General features: G+C 32.0%; 22 protein-coding genes and 1 pseudogene. 18 read left to right on the top strand and 5 right to left on the bottom strand.

What is annotated here, in order from left to right; translation table 11 throughout:
• Positions 1 to 16 precede the first annotated feature (16 nt).
• Entirely contained in the window at positions 17 to 1072 is a 1056-nt protein-coding gene (locus GVY01_RS09540; RefSeq protein WP_159333735.1) for a zinc-dependent alcohol dehydrogenase family protein, read from the bottom strand.
• A 214-nt stretch (positions 1073 to 1286) separates the two neighbouring features.
• Here GVY01_RS09540 and GVY01_RS09535 point away from each other — a divergent pair, with 214 nt between their 5' ends.
• The 4 genes from GVY01_RS09535 to GVY01_RS09520 all read left to right on the top strand — a co-directional run bounded on the left by GVY01_RS09535 (position 1287) and on the right by GVY01_RS09520 (position 4194).
• A complete protein-coding gene (locus GVY01_RS09535) occupies positions 1287 to 1694 on the top strand; it encodes an acyl-CoA thioesterase (RefSeq protein ID WP_017636567.1) in 408 nt (135 codons plus the stop codon).
• A 66-nt stretch (positions 1695 to 1760) separates the two neighbouring features.
• Positions 1761 to 2102 carry a thioredoxin family protein gene (locus GVY01_RS09530; protein WP_017636566.1) on the top strand — a complete coding sequence of 114 codons (342 nt, stop codon included), beginning with the start codon at positions 1761 to 1763 and terminating at the stop codon, positions 2100 to 2102.
• Positions 2103 to 2292: 190 nt separating this feature from the next.
• Positions 2293 to 3141 (top strand): YitT family protein, encoded by an 849-nt coding sequence (locus GVY01_RS09525; protein WP_017636565.1) that lies wholly within the window; start codon positions 2293 to 2295, stop codon positions 3139 to 3141.
• Between the two features lie 78 nt (positions 3142 to 3219).
• Positions 3220 to 4194 carry an alpha/beta hydrolase fold domain-containing protein gene (locus GVY01_RS09520; protein WP_017636564.1) on the top strand — a complete coding sequence of 325 codons (975 nt, stop codon included), beginning with the start codon at positions 3220 to 3222 and terminating at the stop codon, positions 4192 to 4194.
• Positions 4195 to 4250: 56 nt separating this feature from the next.
• Here GVY01_RS09520 and GVY01_RS09515 read toward each other — a convergent pair whose 3' ends face one another.
• A complete protein-coding gene (locus tag GVY01_RS09515; protein WP_017636563.1) occupies positions 4251 to 4580 on the bottom strand; it encodes a hypothetical protein in 330 nt (109 codons plus the stop codon).
• 453 nt (positions 4581 to 5033) lie between these two features.
• Between GVY01_RS09515 and pgsB the strand changes: the two genes are divergently transcribed.
• From pgsB to GVY01_RS09485, 6 genes and pseudogenes are all read left to right on the top strand, one after another.
• Complete coding sequence (gene pgsB / locus GVY01_RS09510) at positions 5034 to 6191, top strand: poly-gamma-glutamate synthase PgsB (protein ID WP_026083444.1); 1158 nt, start codon at positions 5034 to 5036, stop codon at positions 6189 to 6191.
• A 1-nt stretch (position 6192) separates the two neighbouring features.
• Positions 6193 to 6645: a poly-gamma-glutamate biosynthesis protein PgsC gene (pgsC, locus tag GVY01_RS09505; protein WP_002450119.1), complete on the top strand. Its 453-nt coding sequence runs from the start codon at positions 6193 to 6195 to the stop codon at positions 6643 to 6645.
• Between the two features lie 26 nt (positions 6646 to 6671).
• Positions 6672 to 7745 (top strand): CapA family protein, encoded by a 1074-nt coding sequence (locus GVY01_RS09500; protein WP_017636561.1) that lies wholly within the window; start codon positions 6672 to 6674, stop codon positions 7743 to 7745.
• Positions 7735 to 7896 carry a hypothetical protein gene (locus tag GVY01_RS09495; protein ID WP_017636560.1) on the top strand — a complete coding sequence of 54 codons (162 nt, stop codon included), beginning with the start codon at positions 7735 to 7737 and terminating at the stop codon, positions 7894 to 7896. The genes GVY01_RS09500 and GVY01_RS09495 overlap by 11 nt, the downstream gene beginning before the upstream one ends.
• Before the next feature lie 2 nt (positions 7897 to 7898).
• Positions 7899 to 9500: a gamma-glutamyltransferase gene (locus GVY01_RS09490; RefSeq protein ID WP_017636559.1), complete on the top strand. Its 1602-nt coding sequence runs from the start codon at positions 7899 to 7901 to the stop codon at positions 9498 to 9500.
• Positions 9501 to 9878: 378 nt separating this feature from the next.
• Positions 9879 to 10055 (top strand): annotated as a pseudogene (locus GVY01_RS09485) (IS5/IS1182 family transposase); the annotation flags it as partial.
• A 7-nt stretch (positions 10056 to 10062) separates the two neighbouring features.
• On the opposite strand, the gene GVY01_RS09480 reads toward GVY01_RS09485, so the two are convergent.
• Positions 10063 to 10728, bottom strand: a complete 666-nt coding sequence (locus GVY01_RS09480; RefSeq protein ID WP_017636557.1) for an MBL fold metallo-hydrolase — start codon at positions 10726 to 10728, stop codon at positions 10063 to 10065.
• A 233-nt stretch (positions 10729 to 10961) separates the two neighbouring features.
• Between GVY01_RS09480 and xylB the strand changes: the two genes are divergently transcribed.
• From xylB to GVY01_RS09455, 5 genes are all read left to right on the top strand, one after another.
• Positions 10962 to 12440: a xylulokinase gene (xylB, locus tag GVY01_RS09475; RefSeq protein WP_017636556.1), complete on the top strand. Its 1479-nt coding sequence runs from the start codon at positions 10962 to 10964 to the stop codon at positions 12438 to 12440.
• 488 nt (positions 12441 to 12928) lie between these two features.
• Positions 12929 to 13972 (top strand): PTS sugar transporter subunit IIC, encoded by a 1044-nt coding sequence (locus GVY01_RS09470; protein ID WP_017636555.1) that lies wholly within the window; start codon positions 12929 to 12931, stop codon positions 13970 to 13972.
• Positions 13973 to 13974: 2 nt separating this feature from the next.
• A complete protein-coding gene (gene sdaAB / locus GVY01_RS09465) occupies positions 13975 to 14655 on the top strand; it encodes an L-serine ammonia-lyase, iron-sulfur-dependent subunit beta (protein WP_017636554.1) in 681 nt (226 codons plus the stop codon).
• A gap of 12 nt (positions 14656 to 14667) precedes the next feature.
• On the top strand, positions 14668 to 15567 hold the full coding sequence (gene sdaAA / locus GVY01_RS09460) for an L-serine ammonia-lyase, iron-sulfur-dependent, subunit alpha (protein WP_017636553.1): 900 nt from the start codon (positions 14668 to 14670) through the stop codon (positions 15565 to 15567).
• A 173-nt stretch (positions 15568 to 15740) separates the two neighbouring features.
• Complete coding sequence (locus tag GVY01_RS09455) at positions 15741 to 15914, top strand: hypothetical protein (RefSeq protein ID WP_096807728.1); 174 nt, start codon at positions 15741 to 15743, stop codon at positions 15912 to 15914.
• Between the two features lie 36 nt (positions 15915 to 15950).
• Here the strand turns inward: GVY01_RS09455 and GVY01_RS09450 are convergent, their stop codons facing one another.
• Positions 15951 to 16448, bottom strand: coding sequence for a GNAT family N-acetyltransferase (locus tag GVY01_RS09450; RefSeq protein WP_017636552.1), 498 nt, complete (start codon positions 16446 to 16448; stop codon positions 15951 to 15953).
• A gap of 204 nt (positions 16449 to 16652) precedes the next feature.
• Between GVY01_RS09450 and srtA the strand changes: the two genes are divergently transcribed.
• Together srtA and GVY01_RS09440 are read left to right on the top strand one after the other, a co-directional pair.
• The gene (gene srtA, locus GVY01_RS09445) at positions 16653 to 17267 is read left to right on the top strand and encodes a class A sortase SrtA (protein ID WP_017636551.1); all 615 of its coding nucleotides are present in this window, start codon (positions 16653 to 16655) and stop codon (positions 17265 to 17267) included.
• A 182-nt stretch (positions 17268 to 17449) separates the two neighbouring features.
• The gene (locus GVY01_RS09440; protein ID WP_017636550.1) at positions 17450 to 18256 is read left to right on the top strand and encodes a Cof-type HAD-IIB family hydrolase; all 807 of its coding nucleotides are present in this window, start codon (positions 17450 to 17452) and stop codon (positions 18254 to 18256) included.
• Between the two features lie 57 nt (positions 18257 to 18313).
• Here the strand turns inward: GVY01_RS09440 and GVY01_RS09435 are convergent, their stop codons facing one another.
• On the bottom strand, positions 18314 to 19306 hold the full coding sequence (locus GVY01_RS09435) for a D-lactate dehydrogenase (RefSeq protein ID WP_017636549.1): 993 nt from the start codon (positions 19304 to 19306) through the stop codon (positions 18314 to 18316).
• Positions 19307 to 19582: 276 nt separating this feature from the next.
• On the opposite strand from GVY01_RS09435, the gene GVY01_RS09430 reads away from it, so the two are divergent.
• Positions 19583 to 20245, top strand: coding sequence for an NAD(P)H-dependent oxidoreductase (locus tag GVY01_RS09430; RefSeq protein ID WP_017636548.1), 663 nt, complete (start codon positions 19583 to 19585; stop codon positions 20243 to 20245).
• Positions 20246 to 20465 lie beyond the last annotated feature (220 nt).

The raw sequence follows: 20465 nt of genomic DNA, 5'->3' as shown, positions 1-20465 counted from the left end.
TTTTATATCTAAAAGATTATGCTTCTGTAATATCATTTTCAATTAATAATTTAATCGCTTTATGGTCAGTAGCATTTCTAAATAAATCATATGCGTTTTCAATCTCGCTTAACTTACTATAGTGAGTAACGAGTTGTTCAGGTTGAATGATTTTACTTTTTAATGCTTCTAATAGTTCTTCTGTAGTATTACCAGAAACTAAACTAGTAGAGACATTGATATTTTTAATCCATAATTTGTCGATATTAAATTGAACTGGTAAACCGTGAACACCGACATTAGCAATTGTACCGTCGACACCAATTAATTTTTGACATAAATCAAACGTTTGAGGAATACCTACAGCTTCAATAGCGACATCGACGCCGCGATGATTGAGCTCATAGACTTCTTTAATAGCTTGTTCAACATTACTAGAATTGATAGTATGTGTCGCGCCAAGTGATTTAGCAGTTTCCAAACGGTTATCATCTAAATCAATCATAATAATTTTTGATGGAGAATAGAATTGTGCAGTTAATAATGTAGCTAAACCGACTGGTCCAGCACCAACAATAGCTACAGTACTACCGGGTTTAACCTTTCCTTTTAATACACCAATCTCATAACCAGTTGGTAAAATATCTGAAAGCATAACTAAAGCTTCATCTGGTAATGAGTCAGGTGCATGATATAACGAGTTATCTGCAAAAGGAACTTTAACATATTCTGCCTGTGTACCATTAATTAAATGTCCTAAAATCCATCCACCGTCATTTTCACAGTGTGCATAAATGCCTTTTTTACAGTAATAGCATTTACCACAAGAAGATACTGCAGAGACAATGACTTTATCTCCAACTTTAAAGTTGTTCACATTAGATCCAACTGATTCAACAATACCGATACCTTCGTGACCAAGTGTTGTATTTTCAGGTACTTCTGGAGTATCACCTTTGATAATGTGTAAGTCTGTACCACAAATAGTCGTTTTGACCATTCTAATAATAGCGTCAGTACTTTCTGTAATGACTGGCTTTTCCTTATCAATTAACTTTGCTACACCAGGTTTTGAGTAATTATAGGCTTTCATAGGAATCCCTCCATTTTAATGTGAATGATTTCACATCTATTATACCATAATTTAAAATTTTTGAATTGTTTTCTATTAAAATAATGATTATAAATAATAGAATAATATAGTTATAAAAAGAGACCCGGTAAACATGGTAAAGTCCACAAAGATGAAAATAATGTTTAAATAGCTTAAAATAGACATGAATATAGATATAAGGGAGAAATTAATAATGGATACTGAAGAAGGCAAATTAATTGTTGATACAGAGATAGAAGTAAATGGATATGATATTGATGCAATGGGGATTGTAAGTAATATCGTGTTTATAAGATGGTTTGAAGATTTACGTACCATTTTTATTAATCAATATATGAATTATTCAGAAATGATATCTAAAGGTATTTCACCAATTTTAATGAAAACGGAAGCGGATTATAAAGTACCAGTAACGATACACGATAGACCGAGAGCACGTTGTTGGATGATTAAAGCAAGTAAAATGAAATGGATATTCAAATTTGAAATCTCATCTGAAGATAAAGTACATTGTATAGGTTACCAAACAGGTGGTTTTTATGATTTAGAAAAGCAAAAAATAACGAAGTTGCCTCAAGTTTTTCAAGATATAATGAAATAAGGTGAAAATTCGTACTTATATATTAATGATGATACGTACTAATTTTAACTCGAGAGGGTGAATGGTATGACTGAAACAATTCGAGATGTAGCACAATTTAAAACTTTCATTAATCAACATCCATTAGTTGTAGTTCATGTGATGAGAGATCACTGTAGTGTTTGTCATGCCGTGTTACCTCAAGTGAAAGACTTATTACAAGAAACGTTTCCTCAAGTGAAATTAGCTATTATTAATCAAAATGAAGTAACAGATATTGCAGGAGAATTATCTATTTTTACAGTACCTGTAGATTTAATATTTATGAATGGTAAAGAAATGCATAGACAAGGTAGGTTTATTGATTTACAAAAATTTGAACGCCAGTTAACACCGATGTATGAAAAAATATACGAAAGTTCAAAATGATAAATAGGTTTACAGACACTCGAATGAAATTAATGTTCGAGTGTTTTTTAATATATTAAATTCTCATTATACGATTTAACCCGAGTTGGTGGGACGTGTAATAATTAAGTGTTATGATAGAAAACGTGTGAAATTTTTATGTGAAAATACGATAGTAACGATTTAAGCAGTGTTACAGAAGGAGGCTAAAATGGCAAAACATTCTCGTACTTATCATATTAAAAATACAGTTTTCTGTCTTGTAGGAACACTATTAATTGCGCTCGGTGTAAATAGCTTTGTGATACCTGGTAACCTTGGTGAGGGCGGCGCTATTGGTATGTCCCTTGTATTAAAATATACACTAGGTTTATCACCGGCGCTTACATCTTTTCTCATTAATGCTATTTTAATTATCATTGGCTGGAAATATTTGAGTAAAACGACGGCAATTTATACAGTGATTACGATTACAGCCAGTTCCATTTTCTTAGATTTAACTAAAAGTTTTAGTTTAGGAATTAATGAAAATTTTATTAATGCAGTCTTTGCTGGTGTATTAATCGGTATAGGTTCAGGCCTAGTAATTGCATCACGAAGTACATTAGGTGGTACATCAGTCATTGCACGTATTATAAGTAAATATTCAGAAGTCAAAACATCCCAAGCGTTATTTATATTAGACGCATTGGTAGTACTATCATTTTTACTAGTGTTGCCTATCACTAATGTACTATATACAATCGTTATGCTATTTATTGTCGAAAAAACGATGGCATTTGTAGTAGAAGGATTTAATCCTAAAAAAGCAGTAACAGTTATTTCAGATCACAATAAAGATATTAGTTCTGAAATATACCAAGCTACTGGAAGAGGATCAACATTGTTAGATGGTAAAGGTGCTTATCAATTAGATAATACAGATATATTATATGCAGTAGTATCTCAAAGTCAGATTGCTACAGTAAAGAAAATTATTAACCGTTATGATGACAATGCATTTCTTGTTATTCATGATGTAAGAGACGTTTTAGGTAACGGATTTATGAATATTAAATAAACTTAAAAAGACTTTTATAACGCGAAAAATTCGAAATTATTATATTATAGAAGTAAAGGATAAAGGAGGTGGATTTCAATGTTCAAGAAAGTTCTAGCTGTGATAAGTTCTACTTTAGTAGGTAGTATATTATTCGCTAAAGTCAAAGAACAGAGAAGTTATCGTAGTTTCGTTCAAGAAAAAATGATGCGATTAAATGGAATGAAAAGCACGTTCGATAGTGTTGAAGGCGCTAAAAAAGCACTTGAAAAGACCAAAGATGAAACTGCGGGTAAGTATGCAGGTACTGAATATGAATTTAACCATGACGTTAGTATCCAAGATTACTTTGGTTCATTAGTTTATGTTGTTAACAATCAAGGTGACCGACAACAAAGGACAGTATTATATATTCATGGTGGCGCTTGGTTTCAAGATCCTTTAGATTATCACTTTGAATTTATAGACTTACTTGCAGAAACGTTAGACGCTAAAATAGTAATGCCTATATATCCTAAAGTGCCACATAGAGATTATATAACGACAGAGGTACTCCTCCATAAAATTTATCAAAATTTACTTAATAAAGTAGATAATCCGGATCAACTTATTGTTATGGGTGATTCAGCAGGTGGTCAAATTGCCTTATCATTTGCACAATCATTAAATGATAGATCATTACCACAACCAGGACATATTGTATTATTATCACCTGTGTTAGATGCTACATTTAGTAATCCAGAAACGAAAAAATATGAACAAATAGACCCAATGTTAGGTATTGATGGAAGTAAATACTTAGCAGGTTTATGGGCAGGGGATACGCCTTTAGATGACTATAGAATTTCACCTATTAATGGTGATATAAACCATCTCGGTCACTTGACTATTGTCATAGGTACTAAAGAAACATTATATCCTGACGCGCTTAAATTATCCCAAATGCTTGATCAAAAAGGGATTGAACATGAATTTATACAAGGTGACAATTTGTTTCATATTTATCCTATATTTCCTCTTCCGGAAAGAGAAGACGTCTTGAATCAACTTAAACAAATTATTATAAAAAAATAACCCTACTCCTTATAAAATGAGTGGGTTTACATTGAGTATAACAGCGAATTCATTTATCAATATGTTTGATAATTTGAATTCGCTGTTTTGTTATCTATTTGTTTTGATTGATGCTGATTTGAGTCTTTAGAATCAACATTTTTATAATTTGTAGATGTATATGAATGTTCTTTTGATGAAACATCTTCATTTTTTAAACTAGAGTCTACGGCTTCATCGCTATTACGTGTTTTATTATTTATTTTAGTGTGATCTGTATCTAATACAGAATTGCTCATGTCCTTTCCTTGTAAACTTCCAACTAGAATGAATGATAAGTAAAGTGTTGTCACTATTAAAATAGCTGCTAAATAAATTCCAATAGCAAATTTAACTGACTTTTCCATTCTTCTCCTCCTAAGGTCTGAGTAACTACACTCTTAATTTAACATTTGTTTTTTAATTTAATGTAAATTCCTAGTAAAAAATATATGTCTTTCTCAATACAAGGTATGTCAAGGCTAGTAACCAAATACAGTCTAAATGATTAACAATATGTCCTATTCTTCAAGTAAGCCTTTACATTTATTTACATTATTTTAATGGTTAATTAAAAGAGTTAAAACTGAATCAATAACCAAATGATAGTCTACTACTATAAGTTATAGATAAGTAATTTTTTATTTTAAGTTTTAAGTGAATATTTAATATATATTGACTTTTGATTAATTGTTTTTATAAGATTTATATTAATGGAAGCGTTTTAATAATTGGATAGATTTTTTTCATACTTTATAGAGAAAAATAAATTTCCATTCCATTAACAATTCAATATACATAGAAAAGAGAGGGATTGTAGCGTGATTCTCATAACAATATGTGTTGTGTTGATTCTATGGCTAGGTATTAAAGAAAAAAGGCGCCATGCGAATCGACTTAAGAAAATCCCTATACGAATTAATATTAATGGTATTCGAGGTAAATCGACTATTACTCGAATGGCATATAGTGTATTGAGAGAAGATCACTATAGAGTCATAGGGAAAACAACAGGAACAGACGCACGAATGATGTATTGGTTTACTCAAAAAGAGTATCCAGTAATAAGAAAACCTCAAGGTGCCAATATAGGTGAACAAAGAGATATCATTCGTAAAGTTGTTAAACAAAAAGCCAATGCACTTGTAAATGAATGTATGGCTGTCAATCCTGACTATCAAATTACATTCCAGAAGGACTTAGTAAAAGCTAACGTGGGCGTTATCGTTAATGTAATGGAAGACCATATGGATGTATTAGGACCGACACTAAAAGATGTAGCACAAGCGTTTACCGCAACCATTCCTTATAAAGGGAAATTGGTTGTTATGAAAGATGAGTTTACAGACTTTTTTGCTAAAGAAGCTAAAAAACGTAAAACAGAATTAATTGTTGTTGATAAAGATAAAATACCTGAATCATACTTAAGAAAATTTGATTATTTAGTCTTTCCAGACAATGTGGCTATTGTATTAGGCATTGCCCAAGCAGTAGGCGTTGATAGTGAAACAGCGTTAGAAGGAATGTTAAATGCGCCTGCAGATCCAGGTGCAGTTAGAATTAAATATTTCCATGCAAATAACACGAAAAATGTTTTTGTTAATGCTTTCGCTGCTAATGAGCCAAAATCTACGAAAGCGATATTAAATAAAGTAGAATCATACAATTATCCTTATAGTAAGAAAATCGTCATATTAAATTGTCGTTCAGATAGAATTGATAGAACTAAATTGTTTGTTGAAGATTTCTTAGAAGATGTGGAATACGATACGCTTATCTGTACCGGAAAAAGTACACAAATGGTATCAGATTTGATGCATCGATTACCTGATAAGAAATATTTAAATTTTGAAGGACAAGATTTTACAGAAATAGAAAAAGCTATTATGAAAGAAGCGGACAATGCACTTGTCTTTTGTGTAGGTAACATACACGGACCAGGTGGAAGAATAGCGGAATTCATAGAAGGGATAGAATAAAATGATAGGTTCAGAATTATATTTCTCCTTATTTGTAGGTGTTGTTCTCAGTCTTATATTCGCTGAGAAATTTGGTATTAATCCAGCAGGACTGGTAGTACCTGGTTATTTAGCATTAATTTTTGATCAACCCATCATGCTTTTATCAGTATTAATTATCAGTTGTTTAACATTCTTTATTGTAAACAACGGTATTAGTAAATGGGTTATTTTATATGGTAGAAGAAAATTCGCTGCCATGATTTTAACAGGTATGGTATTAAAATTTATATTTGATTTGATATATCCATTAACCCCATTTGAAATGGTCGAAGTGTCTGGTATTGGGGTAGTTATTCCTGGTATCATCGCGAACACAATTCAAAAACAAGGTGTTGTAATAACATTATCATCTACTATGTTATTAACATGTATTACATATGTCATCTTGTTCTTATACAGTTTTATTAATTAATCAAGAACAAGGAGCGCGTAATTACAATGAAAAAGAAAAAACGATTAACACCAAGCGAATGGTTGCTCAAACAATCTAAACGTCATAAACGTAGAAACACTTTATACACAGCCATAGTTCTTCTTATCGCTTTAGTATTAATAGTCTTCGCTATTCGCGCAGTTAAAGTGGTACCTGTGAAAAGTGATGCAAAAGATCCAAACAGCGTTCGCATGACCTATTTGGGTAATATCACATTAAATAAACATATACGTCAAAATAATCTCAATAGTGTATTTTCAGGGTTACAAGAGCCACTGAAGAATAGTGACTTTTCAACGGCCTCATTGTTAGTGAATGACTTTGCTAAAGATTCTAAGAAAGAGATTGAGAAAAATTTAGAAAACATCATGTTCTTGAAAAAACAGAACATTAAAAGTGTAAATTTAATTAATCAGACTGCGGATAATGTTACTGCAAGAGACTTGATGGAAAAGGTAGAATCGCAAGCTGGGTATAATTTCCTAACGGGGAATGGTTCTAACCCTATTAATAGTAAAACCGTGCAACAAGATGTTAAAGGTAAGAAAATAGCTAATGTATCATTTACAGATGTAGAATCAAATTATGCAGAACCACTTAAAAATACGACATCTATCAGTTTGGATCCAGACATTTTTTATCCATTAATTAAAAAATTAAAACAAAATAATGATTATGTAGTAGTTAATGTTGACTGGGGAATTCCAAACGAAAGAAATGTTACAGATCGTCAAAAAGAATATGCGCATGCTTTATCCAAAGCAGGAGCAGATGTGATTATTGGACATAATTCAGTTATTCAAAAAGTCGAAAAATACAAGAACACTCCTATTTTTTATAGCCTGGGAAATACAACATCAGATGATTTCTTATCGAAAAATCAAAAAGGTATGGTTGTACAAGATGATTGGAAAGATAAAAAACATAAGTTCCATCTCACACCAATTCAATCGAAAGACGGTAAAATTTCTGAAGATGATATGAACAAAATGGACCAAAGACGCTTTTACAATAATATTAAAGACCAATCAATTGATTTAAAAAAAGCTGACGATGGAGGTTATACATTTGAATATTAAAAAACATTGGCTGCCGATCACTGTAATCGTTATTGTAGTAATTATTTTCCTACTCGTCATATTCGCAAGAGCAAATGAAGGTTTAGATAGTTATGAACAGCAAGAATTGAAAAATGGAGAACAGCAATATCTTTCAAAAGGGGCAAGTTAGGAATGAACATATATAATAAAGCAACCTTGACTGTCATATTAATCTTGACCATCATTATTTCGTTTGTATTTTACTATTTTACGAAAGATGAAAAGATTGATAAAGATAAACTATACGAGAACAAAATAACAAATCATAAAAAGGCTGGAAATAAAAACTATGGTGTGGCATCTAACAATGCGATTGCCACTAAAATAGGTAATAAAGTTATTGAAGATGGTGGAAATGCAACAGACGCTGCTTTCGCAGTATCATATGCATTAGCGGTTACTGAACCTCATTCATCTGGTCTAGGTGGTGGTGGCGCCACATTAACTTATGATGGTACAGAAGGCCAAGTACCAAATTTATATGAATATAAAACATATTCTTCTTATAACTATAAACAAGGAGATAAAATTGGTACGCCTGGTTTCGTAAGAGGTATGCATGATATGCATGAAAAAGAAGGTAAGATGGATGAGAAGAAACTCTTTGGTTATATTATTCCACTTGCTGAAGATGGATTTGAAGTAGATTCAGAATTAGAACGTAGTTTGAAAATATATGGTTCTAAAATTGATCGTAATTCACCATTCTTTAAAGGTAAGAAAACGGTCCGTGAAGGCGATGTTGTTAAACAAGATAAACTAGCGGATACATTAAAGAAAATTCGTGATAAAGGTCCAGATTATTTCTATAAAGATGTAGGTAAAAGTATCTCTAAACAATTGGATAATCAATTAACAGAGAAAGATTTCAATACATTTAAAACTGAAAAGAAAGAACCAGTAAGTACAGAGTACTTAGGAAACAAAGTTTATTCAGCTTCAAATCCTCTAGGAGGAACATTGACACTACAAGGATTAAAAATAGATGAACAAGAAAATCAAGGTACTGCTGATCGTAATAGCTACATTAAAGGTATATTAGAATCTCGTGATGTTATGTATAGCAATCGTGACATTGTAAATGGTGCGGAACCTAGTAGCGAAGAACATTTATCAGATGATTATTTACTAGGTGAATTGAACAAAGTAAATGTAGGTACAACAGCTGAAGGTGGAAGTGATTTTAATCCAATTCAAACAGATAATACTAGTACAACACACTTTGTTGTTATTGATAAGCAAGGTAAAGTTGCGAGTACTACCAATACATTATCAAGTTACTTTGGTTCAGGTGACTTTATGAAGGAAGGCTTTTATATGAACAACTCATTAGGAGACTTCTCTAAATCTCAAGCAAGTCCTAACTATGGTGAAAAACATAAAGCACCACGTTCATTTATTTCGCCATCAATTATAGTAGGTACAGACTTCTATATGGGTATTGGTACTCCTGGTGGTAACAAAATTCCAACAATGTTAAATGAAGTCATTGTCGATTATTTAAGAGGTGACGGTACCTTACAAGAAGCGGTCGACAAACCAAGATTCTACAATGATGGTGGTACCATTTATTATGAAAATGCTACGAGTGACGAAGACTTAGAGATTTTCAAAAATCTTGGATATGGTGTGAAGGAAAAACGAAATGATCCAAACTTTGGTAGTGTACAAGGAGCAGTATACGACAAGAAAAGTAAGAAAGTAGACGTCGGTTCAGACGTTGGTAACAGATAAGATATATCTACAACAGGCTGTGAAATAAATACTAAAATAATAGCACTAAGATGATTTATTTTAATCATCTTAGTGCTTACTTTATACCCAATACTTCGTATTGTATGGCTACACTATGCCCAACTTGCTTTGCTTGTAGAAACTGATTTAATCAGTTTCTCTGTGTTGGGTCCCTTCCGATGGTACAGTTTCAGCCAGAAATTCTACACAGATAAATCTGTGAGAATTTCTAAGGTCTTCAACTAGTACTGTTCCCTCAGGAGTCTTGCCATAAATACTACGTATTTATATGTAATTTTACATTAAAACACTTTGGGAAAATAAGGCACTTTCGTATAATTTAATAAACATCACTAAACTAAATAAACGAAGTGACTTATGTATAAAGATTATAACATGATTCAACATACGCTACCTATGGAAACTTCAGTCCATATTCCCACAAATGATATGTCGCGACATGTTAATGAAATCGTTGAAACAATTCAACTTAATGAATTCGATGAATTCAAACATTATCGTGATGCTACGTCATATCACCCTAAATTTCTTTTATACTTTATTAAACATTTTCACCATTACGTACTCGATCAATAATATTTTGGACTTGTTGGCGCTTTTCTTCATCATTTTTTACATAGTAGGCAAGTGGTCCTTCTTTGATTGTGACCCAAGGAACAAGTACATCGAAGTCTAATTCTTTAATCATTTCAAGGCTCTGTATTGATTGTTCTCTGTCACTTGAACCTAGAATAACTGTACGCCATTGATCACCTTCAAAGCATAGGAAATCACCAGTGAATAAATAGCGATGTTTACCATTATCCCATAAATATAATGTTGTTCCAGGTGTATGGCCAGGGGCTGGAATCACTTCTAAATCATCATATAACATTTCGCGTTGATTTAGATAACCTTCGACAGGAATACTAGGTTTTAAAGCTGAAGCATCATTTTCATTTATAAAATAAGGTACATCAATGCTTTTGCTACCACCTAAAGATTCATGATCGTGATTCATTAACACTTTATCTGCACCGCCTAAAGCGTTAATATCCTTTTCTGATTCTTTTAAATGAGAAGAATGATAAATGATGACATTTTCAGAATCTCGTTGTAAAACTAATGATTTAAATTCAAATCTAGAGTCGAAAGGTAATTCAGTTGTTGGTGTTGCATAAAGTCCCTCATCAATATATTTTAAATGTTCAAATTGATTATGATTCATATACATTCATCCTTTGTGAGTAGATTTAATTTGTTCTATTATTTTTACCCTTTTTATTTGGAATGATTCTTATTAATGAATAACAAGTCTAATTAACATTAAATAGACAGTTTTTAGTGTGTATATTAAGATGAAACAGTATGAAATATCAATTAGATAGAGTTGTATTGATTATCTAAGGCAACACCAGTAACTAGATTGTTTAATGTTATAAAATAAAAGGTGTGAGATAAATGGATGAAATAGTTCTCGGAGTAGATTTAGGCACAAGTTCTGTTAAAGTGATAGCAGTAAATCGACAAGGTAATGTTCTTGATGTGACCAATTCATCGTTATCATTAATACAAGAACATAATGGTTACAGCGAACAAGATCCTGAAGAATGGTTTCAATCAACAAAAGATGCCATCTCTAGTTTACTAGCATCTTCTAAAATGAAAGATACCGTAGTCAAAGGTATGTCATTTTCAGGACAAATGCATGGTTTAGTCATGATTGACCAACAAAGTAACGTATTACGAAACGCAATATTGTGGAATGATACAAGAAATTCAGAGCAATGTAAGCAAATTATCAACAAATTAGGTAATAGAGTAAATGGTAACCCTGTTTTAGAAGGGTTCACATTACCGAAGATGTTATGGGTGCAACAACATGAGCCAGATATTTGGGAACAGGTTGATCGCTTTATGTTACCTAAGGATTATTTGCGTTATCGACTTACTGGTCAAATTCATATGGAATATAGTGACGCTGCTGGAACATTGTTATTAGATCCTAAGACTAATCAATGGAATAAAGATATTGGCGATAAGTTTGAAATTGGTGATATATATCCGCCACTTATTAATTCACATGAGAGTGTAGGCTATTTATTACCTTCAATTGCTAGTGAGCTAGGTTTAAATGAAGACGTAGCTGTTTTTGCTGGTGGTGCAGACAATGCATGTGGTGCCTTAGGGGCAGGTATTATTCATGATAGAGAAACGTTGTGTAGTATTGGTACGTCAGGTGTGATATTAAATGTAGAACATCAAAGTGTAACAGAATATGGAAATAATCTTCATTTCTTTAATCATGCGATTCCTAACACTTATTATGCGATGGGCGTAACTTTAGCAGCAGGTCATAGTTTAAATTGGTTAAAAGATACGTTCTTTGAAAATGAAAGCTTCGACAACCTTATAAAACTAGCATCACAATCTAGGATAGGTGCCAATGGATTGCTATTTACCCCATATATAGCTGGAGAACGTACACCACATGGTGATGCACTAATTAGAGGAAGTTTTATTGGTATCAGTGATCAGCATCAACATTCAGATTTTGTTAGAGCAACGATTGAAGGCATTACGTATTCACTGTATGAATCTATACAATTGATTCGACAAGAAGGTAAAGACATAAATACCGTAGTTTCTATCGGTGGCGGATCAAAAAGTGATTTTTGGTTACAATTACAAGCTGATGTTTTCAATGCATCAGTTAAAAAATTAAAACACGAAGAAGGACCAAGCATGGGAGCTGCTATACTTGCAGCATATGGATTAGGTTGGTATAACTCTATTGAAGAATGTGTTGAGCAATTTATTCAAACAGATACAACGTTCGAACCTAATATAGACAGACATCATCAATATCAATATTATTTCAATATATATAAAGATATCTATAAACAAACTAAAGACATAACAGCAAAGTTAATTCGATAATATAAATTATGAAGTGGTGTGGTGCAAAATGAAATTTGTAACCACGCCGTTTTATTTAATTATGGTAATTATTAATGGAATGAGAAGGTATGAAACGTTTTGATTAAGTGTAAAACCTTAGTATAATGTAATAATTCACTTTATAATTATTTATTACACAAATTTGTGATAAAAATCTCTAAAAAATTGTGAGCAATTTGTTACAAATTTAGTGTATAAGCGTTAGAATAGTTAAGTCGCCATTATGGTTGTAAAAATGTTACACGAAATAGAGTGATTTTACAATTAGAGTTATTTTCATGTAAAATACAAACCACTAATAGAATTACTATATAAACGTATTAAGTTTATATAATGTGCATTTTACAATTAATTCGTGAATGATTTCACATTTTAGTCTTAATTAAACCTTTTTAGTTGTTGAAATCGCTTTCTTAAGGGTGTACGATAACTATGGCTTAAAAATATAAAAGTGAGGTTTTGGGGAAATGAATATTATCTTAGGAGTGGGTACTTTAGTATTAGTACTTGTAATTATGACGCTATTCTTAAAATTCGCGCCATATGGTAAACAGGGGTTGCAAGCTTTATCAGGAGCTGCTTGTGCAACGTTTTTACCTCAAGCGTTTTTAAGTTATGCAATTGGTGGCGTATTCCACATTAAATTTTTGCAAGAAATTGGTGATTTAGCAGGAAGCTTAAGTGGTATAGCAGTAGGTATACTAACTTGTTTAAATTTAGGCGTATCTCCAGTGTTTGCAGTTATTGTTGGTTTAGTATTACATGATTTCAAATTATTACCAGCATTTATTGCAGCGTATATTGTGGCTTTTGGAATTAAATTAATAGAGAAAAAAGTTCCAGAAGGACTAGATTTAATTGTTGTTATTTTATTGGCTCCAGCAATTACATTTGGTTTAGCAAGCGTTATTACACCAGGAGTAATGGCTACACTTAAACAAATTGGTAGTGCGGTAACTTCAGTTGGCGACAATAACCCATATGCACTAGCAATTATCTTAGGACTGGTAATACCAGTAACAGGTATGACACCATTAAGTTCAATGGTATTAACAAGCTTATTAGGACTAACAGGAGTACCGATGGCAATTGGTGCAATGACATGTATGGGAAGTTCATTTGTAAACTACGTATTATTCAGTAGATTACACATTGGTGGTAAGTCTAAAGCATTTGCAGTTGGTATTGAACCATTAACTCAAATTGATTTAATCGCACAATATCCAGTACAGCTTTACGGTTCAAATGCAATAATAGGTATGGTTAACGCTTGTATCGTGACATTTATGGGCGTAGTCATCGGCGTTAAAGGTATGGCAACACCAATTGCTGGTGCGATCGTATTATTCGGTTTCAACCAACCAGTTAGAGCGATTATTACAATTGTAATTGTAGCTATTGTAAGTATAATACTAGCGTTCATCATGAGTATGATTATTAAAAAATTCAATTTAATGAATTTAAGTTTAAATGTACCGAGCAAAAAGAACAAACTTAAGGAGAGTGTTTAGTGATGGCTAAAAGCTATGATTATCAAAGTGCGTTTGACATTATTGGACCAGTTATGATGGGTCCATCAAGCTCTCACACAGCCGGAGCAGTAAAAATCGGAAACTCAGCAAGAGCGGTTTTAGGTGATGTACCTAAAAGTTTAGAAATTCGTTATTATGAATCATTTGCCAAAACACATCAAGGGCATGGCACAGATGTTGCAGTTGTCGGTGGTGCAATGGGTTATAGTACATTTGATAATAGAATTAAAAAAGCATTGGACATCGCAGAAGAAGAAGGCATTGAAGTAGAAATTATTGAAGATGAAGGAGAAAGTATTGGAGAACATCCAAACTGTGCTTTCATCAAAGCTAAAGATGCAAACGGACGCTATATAGAAGTTATCGGTATTTCAATTGGTGGCGGAACTATCAAGATAAAAGGTATCCATGTTAATGGTTTAGAAACGAAAATGAATCATGGTTTACCGATTTTAACTGTAGATGGACCGGCAGATAAAGCGCAAATCAATCATTTGATTAACGATTTAAACGATATGTCAATTGAATACAAAGATGAATTAACTCAAATTAATGATGATAAAAGCTTAGTAGTGTTACCATTAAATAAAGCAATCAAAGAATCAGCATTAGACACATTAAGAGACAAATACAGTGATTTTACCGTTTCCTATATTAATTAAGGGGGATTCAAAATGTTTGATTCAATTAGAGAAACTATAGATTATGCAGTTGAAAAAGATATGTCCTTTGCAGAAATCATGATCCAAGAAGAAATGGAACTTAAAGGACTTTCACGTGATGAAGTACGTGAAAACATGAGACAAAACTTAGAAGTAATGAGAGATGCTGTAGTTAAAGGTACTACGGGCGAAGGTGTAGAAAGTGTTACAGGCTATACTGGACATGACGCAGCAAAACTACGTGATTATAACGAAAATAATCATGCGCTATCAGGTCATGAAATGATTGAAGCAGTTAAAGGTGCGGTAGCAACTAATGAAGTCAATGCAGCAATGGGTATCATTTGTGCAACACCTACAGCTGGATCGTCGGGTACAATCCCAGGCGTACTATTTAAATTAGAAAAAACGCATAATATTACTGAAGATCAAATGGTAGATTTCTTATTTACAGCAGCATTATTCGGAAGAGTAGTTGCTAATAATGCTAGTGTTGCAGGTGCAACAGGTGGTTGCCAAGCAGAAGTAGGTTCTGCATCAGCAATGGCAGCTGCAGCAGCAGTAGCAATTTTTGGTGGTTCTCCAGAAGCATCAGGTCATGCAATGGCATTAGCTATCAGTAACTTGTTAGGTCTAGTTTGTGACCCAGTTGCTGGACTAGTAGAAATTCCTTGTGTTATGAGAAATGCAATTGGTTCAGGTAATGGGTTAATTTCAGCTGACCTTGCATTAGCAGGTGTTGAAAGTAGAATACCTGTTGACGAAGTGATTAGCGCTATGGATAAAATTGGTAGAAATTTACCAGCATCATTACGTGAAACTGGTTTAGGTGGTTTAGCAGGAACACCAACTGGTGAAGAAATTAAACGTAAAATCTTTGGTGAAGCTGAAGATATGGTAAAAAACAACTAATTCATTAATCATAATTTAGCACTTAAGTGCCGGATAACTCTGGTACTTAAGTGCTTTTTTCATATGTTTTTATTAATATATGGAAATATAATCATTTATTTTTCTGAAGATTAAAAAAACTTATTGCAATTGCACATCCCAATAAATAAAATAATTTTAAAGGGGCTGGTGCAATGCTACGTTTAACTTTAATTTTTATAGCATTCATCATTAACACAACGATAACGTATTTGTGGACATCAGAGGGAACTTGGGTGAATTTATTATTCAAATCATTATCGCTAAGTATGATCATTGTGTTCATGTTTTATTACATTCGTTTTGTTATTGAAAATAGGGAAAGCTAGTGAGGTTAAGTAATGGATATTCAATCTGACTTAATCTCATTTTATGTTATATAAATCAAGTTGATAAAAAGTAAGGTCAAGCCATTGTTCAAATTTATAACCTACTTGCTTAATAGTGCCAGCATGATTGAAATTAAATTTCTCATGTAATTTTATGCTACCTATATTTGAAGCATCTATACCTGCAACAATTGTACGATAGCCACTTTGTTGTGCTTCCTCAATTAATTTTGATAATAATTGTGACGCAATACCACTATTTCTATAGTCAGGGTGAACATAAATTGAATGTTCAATACTATATAGATATGCAGGCCAATCTCTGAAAGAACCATAAGTTGCAAATCCTTGAACGATATTATCTTCCTCAAATACAAAAACAGGTTCATTTTTCTGTTTTTTATTTTCAAGCCATTGAATACGTTCTTCTATAGTTGTGGTCTCATACGTATATACTGCAGTAGTATTAATAATCGCATCATTATATATCGTTAATATAGCCTCTAAATCTGATTTTTGCGCTTCTCTAATCATCTTAATCACCTCTCAATCAATTAGAAACTATTTAAATAAAGATTGCAAGATTTATATATTTTGAATTTTGTATCATTAAATGAAAACAAAATTTTATTCAAAGATGATGTAGTGAACAATGTTTAATGATATACTAAAAGCAAAATAAAAGTATAGCTAAATTTGGTCTCAATGATATCGTTTTTAGTTAAAGGAGAAACATTTATGAAAAAATGGACAAATCGATTAATGACTATAGTCGGTGTCATTTTAATATTAGTAGCAATATATTTATTTGCTAAACCTCATATTGATAATTATTTCCATGAAAAAGATAATAGCGATAAAATCGAAAAATATGATAAAACAGAAAGTAAACAAAGTGAACATTCCAAAGATAAAACACCAGAAATTCCTAAGGATAAATCTAAAATGGCTGGATATATTAAAATACCAGATGCTGAAATTGAAGAGCCAGTTTACCCTGGCCCAGCTACACCAGAACAATTAAATCGTGGTGTTAGCTTTGCAGAAGGTAACGAATCTCTAAGCGATCAAAATATTTCTATTGCAGGTCATACATTTACTGACAGACCACATTATCAATTTACTAATTTGAAAGCTGCTAAAAAGGGAAGTAAAGTTTACTTTAAAGTAGGTAATGAGACACGAAAATATAAAATGACAAGTATTAGAGATGTTGATCCATCTGATGTGAAAGTACTAGATGAACATAAAGGTGAAAAAAATCAATTAACATTGATTACTTGTGATAATTATAATAAAGAAACTGGAGTTTGGGAAAAACGTAAAATATTTGTCGCGAAAGAAATTAAATAGAAAAGATATTTAGATGATGAACAACTTCTTATGAATCAATGGTGAAGGTGTTCATCATTTTTATTTTTCAATAATGAAAGTAATTTCAAATTGTGAATATAGTTTCAGTCTGAATAGGTCATCTTCATTGTCTTTGAAATGTTGTCTATAATTAGGATAAAGATGAGATAGGGGGACTACATGTGATTAAAGCAATTGCCGTTGATATGGATGGGACATTTTTAGATTCAAAAAAACAATTCGATAAAGAACGTTTCGAACGAATTTTTAAAGCATTAAAAAGTAAAGGCATAGAATTTATAGCTGCTAGTGGAAATCAATATGCAAAGTTAAAGTCTATTTTTGGTGAGAGAGACATGTTTTTTATTGCAGAAAATGGCGCAGTGATATATAAAGGTAACGAATTATATCAATATCGAAGTTTTAATCATCAAGATTATCAAGACGTCATTGATTATTTAAATTTAGAAAGACAAATTGATCAATTAGTTGTATGTGGTTTAGAAAGTGCCTATATTTTAGAAGACACACCAGAAGATTTTAAAGAGGATACAAAATTTTATTACCATCAATTAAGTGAAATATCCCAATTACAAAATTTACCAGAAGATGAATATGTCAAAATAGCTTTAAACATTAATAGAGAAACACATCCACAATTAGATAAAGATTTACAAGAACGTTTCCCAGAAACTATTAAATTAGTATCAAGTGGTCATGATAGTATTGATATTATTATGCCAAATATGACAAAGGGACAAGCTTTACATAGATTGCTTGAATTATGGGGATTAGAACCTTCTGAATTGATGGCTTTTGGTGATGCAAATAATGATAAGGACATGCTAGAACTAGCGCAATATAGTTATGTAATGAAAAATAGTCAAGACGCCTCATTGTTTGATATAGCGTATGACGTTGCACCAAGTAATGATGAGCAAGGCGTGTTAACAACAATTGAAACAATGGTACTTGATAATCACAAATAATAAAAATGCGACGAAGTGACTCTAATTGAATCACTACGTCGCATTTTATTTATACACTTAATTTAAACGTGTATCACAAGTACCTGTATTGATAACTGATAATGAAGCATTTAATCCACCTTCTACAAGATTTTGAACGGCTTCATCAGAGAAGAAAGCGATGTGAGGTGTTAATAAAATATTTTCATTTTCAATGAGTTCTAATAACGTTTCATCTTCAACTTTTTTATTAGTCCAATCAAATGTGAAGTAAGGTGATTCAAATTCATAAGTATCAACAGCTGCTCCATATAAAGGACCATTATTAACAGCGTCAATTAAAGCTTTTGTATCTAATACGGCACCACGAGCAGCATTAACTAGCACGGCACCTTCTTTTACTTTGGCAAACATATCTTTATCAAATAAGTGATAGCTATCTTTATTTGCTGGTACATGTAAAGAAATAATATCAGCATCTTTAATAGCTTCTTCTACTGAATCTTTGTACTCTAAGAAATCGAGTGACTCATTTGGATAAGCATCATAACCAATGATTTTTGCACCGAAACCAGCATAGATTTTCGCAGTTGCTGCACCAATACGTCCAGTACCGATAATAGCTACAGTCATGTTTTTAACAGGACGTGACATAATAGGTGCTGCCCAAGTGAAATCGTGATTTTGTACACGTTTTTCAATAGCAGGGAATTTACGTACTAATTGTAATGCTATTGATACAGAGTATTCAGCAATAGTTTCAGGTGAATAACTAGGTACATTTGAAATAATGATACCGTGCTTTTTAGCTAATTCTAAATCGTACATATCGAATCCAGCAGTTCGCTGTGCAATTTGTTTAATGCCATAAGATTCTAATTTAGGATAAACTTCGTCTTCAAGTTTACCGAATTGCATTGTCGTAACACCATCATAATCTTTAAGTTGATCAACAGTGTCTTTGCTAAGTAATTCAGGTGAAGTAGTGACTTCTATATTATTCTTTTTACCCCAGTTTAACGCCATTTCTTTCTCATATTCTCTAGTACCGAAAAACATTATTCTTGTCATAATGAAATTACCCCATTTCAAAAATTATAAAAAGTTGTTTAACAAATAGTATGATATAAAAAATAAGTAAAACTATAACCTACATCCACATTATATTGTGAATATTTTCACAAATCAAGTTAAAAATTAGTTTTTTTGAAATCTGAATAGAAATAGTTTTATATGTTTAATTACAAATGTATGTTAACAAGCATTAAAATATGAATTAGTTCAATTATTTTAGAGAGGGCATCTTTTAAGATATAATATCCATAATAATAATATGGAGGTACCTTTATGAGTAATATGAATCAAACAATTATAGATGCGTTTAATTTTAGACATGCAACAAAACAATTTGATCCTGAAAAAATCATTCCAAAAGAAGATTTTGAAACAATTTTGGAAGCGGGAAGATTGTCACCAAGTTCATTAGGTTTAGAACCATGGAAGTTTGTAGTTGTGCAAAATAAAGTATTGAGAGACAAATTGAAACCTTACAGTTGGGGCGCTCAAAAACAACTTGATTCAGCAAGCCATTTTGTAATCGTACTTGCGCGTAAAAATGTAACGTCTCAATCTCAATTCGTTCAAGATTTAGTAAAAGGTGTTAAAGGTTATAAGGAAAGTACATTACCAGCAGTTTATGAAAAATTTGATAATTTCCAAACTAATTTCCATATTAATGATAGCGAAAGAACATTGTTTGATTGGGCAAGTAAACAAACATACATTGCTTTAGCAAATATGATGACAAGTGCAGCGCTTTTAGGCATTGATTCTTGTCCAATGGAAGGCTTTGATTTAGATGAAGTGACATCCCTTTTAAAAGATGAAGGTATTTTAGATACAGATCATTTTGGTATTTCTGTAATGGCAGCATTTGGTTATCGTGCTGATGAACCACCACACGGTAAAGTTCGTCAAAATTATAACGATGTCATTGAGTGGTTTGAGTAAATAAATATTTTTAAGTGAAGAAAGAGCGGTGAGAAATAATTCGATTTAATTATTATTTCAATCATCGCTCTTATTTTGGGTTGATGAATAGAATCATATGTTGCAGGGTAAACTTAAAGTGTACATCCTTGTGAGCACATTATTTTTTAATCATAGCGTATGGATGTAGAATGATAACTAAGGAAAAGTAAACGTTTACATTTTCGATATAACTTTATAT

Source organism: Staphylococcus sp. 8AQ (genome assembly GCF_902506595.1).
Taxonomy (GTDB): domain Bacteria; phylum Bacillota; class Bacilli; order Staphylococcales; family Staphylococcaceae; genus Staphylococcus; species Staphylococcus pasteuri.
Note: the sequence above shows the minus strand (reverse complement) of the source record. Positions and strands in the feature narration are given on the sequence as shown.

Excerpts from the sequence above, each read along its gene's own strand:
- sdaAB (WP_017636554.1), top strand. The coding sequence starts at position 13,975 with ATGGCTAAAAGCTATGATTATCAAAGTGCGTTTGACATTATTGGACCA.
- pgsC (WP_002450119.1), top strand. The coding sequence starts at position 6,193 with ATGATAGGTTCAGAATTATATTTCTCCTTATTTGTAGGTGTTGTTCTC.
- GVY01_RS09470 (WP_017636555.1), top strand. The coding sequence starts at position 12,929 with ATGAATATTATCTTAGGAGTGGGTACTTTAGTATTAGTACTTGTAATT.
- GVY01_RS09515 (WP_017636563.1), bottom strand. The coding sequence starts at position 4,580 with ATGGAAAAGTCAGTTAAATTTGCTATTGGAATTTATTTAGCAGCTATT.
- GVY01_RS09455 (WP_096807728.1), top strand. The coding sequence starts at position 15,741 with ATGCTACGTTTAACTTTAATTTTTATAGCATTCATCATTAACACAACG.
- GVY01_RS09530 (WP_017636566.1), top strand. The coding sequence starts at position 1,761 with ATGACTGAAACAATTCGAGATGTAGCACAATTTAAAACTTTCATTAAT.
- GVY01_RS09500 (WP_017636561.1), top strand. The coding sequence starts at position 6,672 with ATGAAAAAGAAAAAACGATTAACACCAAGCGAATGGTTGCTCAAACAA.
- GVY01_RS09430 (WP_017636548.1), top strand. The coding sequence starts at position 19,583 with ATGAGTAATATGAATCAAACAATTATAGATGCGTTTAATTTTAGACAT.
- srtA (WP_017636551.1), top strand. The coding sequence starts at position 16,653 with ATGAAAAAATGGACAAATCGATTAATGACTATAGTCGGTGTCATTTTA.
- GVY01_RS09490 (WP_017636559.1), top strand. The coding sequence starts at position 7,899 with ATGAACATATATAATAAAGCAACCTTGACTGTCATATTAATCTTGACC.
- GVY01_RS09520 (WP_017636564.1), top strand. The coding sequence starts at position 3,220 with ATGTTCAAGAAAGTTCTAGCTGTGATAAGTTCTACTTTAGTAGGTAGT.
- GVY01_RS09435 (WP_017636549.1), bottom strand. The coding sequence starts at position 19,306 with ATGACAAGAATAATGTTTTTCGGTACTAGAGAATATGAGAAAGAAATG.
- GVY01_RS09535 (WP_017636567.1), top strand. The coding sequence starts at position 1,287 with ATGGATACTGAAGAAGGCAAATTAATTGTTGATACAGAGATAGAAGTA.
- GVY01_RS09450 (WP_017636552.1), bottom strand. The coding sequence starts at position 16,448 with ATGATTAGAGAAGCGCAAAAATCAGATTTAGAGGCTATATTAACGATA.
- GVY01_RS09540 (WP_159333735.1), bottom strand. The coding sequence starts at position 1,072 with ATGAAAGCCTATAATTACTCAAAACCTGGTGTAGCAAAGTTAATTGAT.
- GVY01_RS09525 (WP_017636565.1), top strand. The coding sequence starts at position 2,293 with ATGGCAAAACATTCTCGTACTTATCATATTAAAAATACAGTTTTCTGT.
- GVY01_RS09480 (WP_017636557.1), bottom strand. The coding sequence starts at position 10,728 with ATGAATCATAATCAATTTGAACATTTAAAATATATTGATGAGGGACTT.
- sdaAA (WP_017636553.1), top strand. The coding sequence starts at position 14,668 with ATGTTTGATTCAATTAGAGAAACTATAGATTATGCAGTTGAAAAAGAT.
- xylB (WP_017636556.1), top strand. The coding sequence starts at position 10,962 with ATGGATGAAATAGTTCTCGGAGTAGATTTAGGCACAAGTTCTGTTAAA.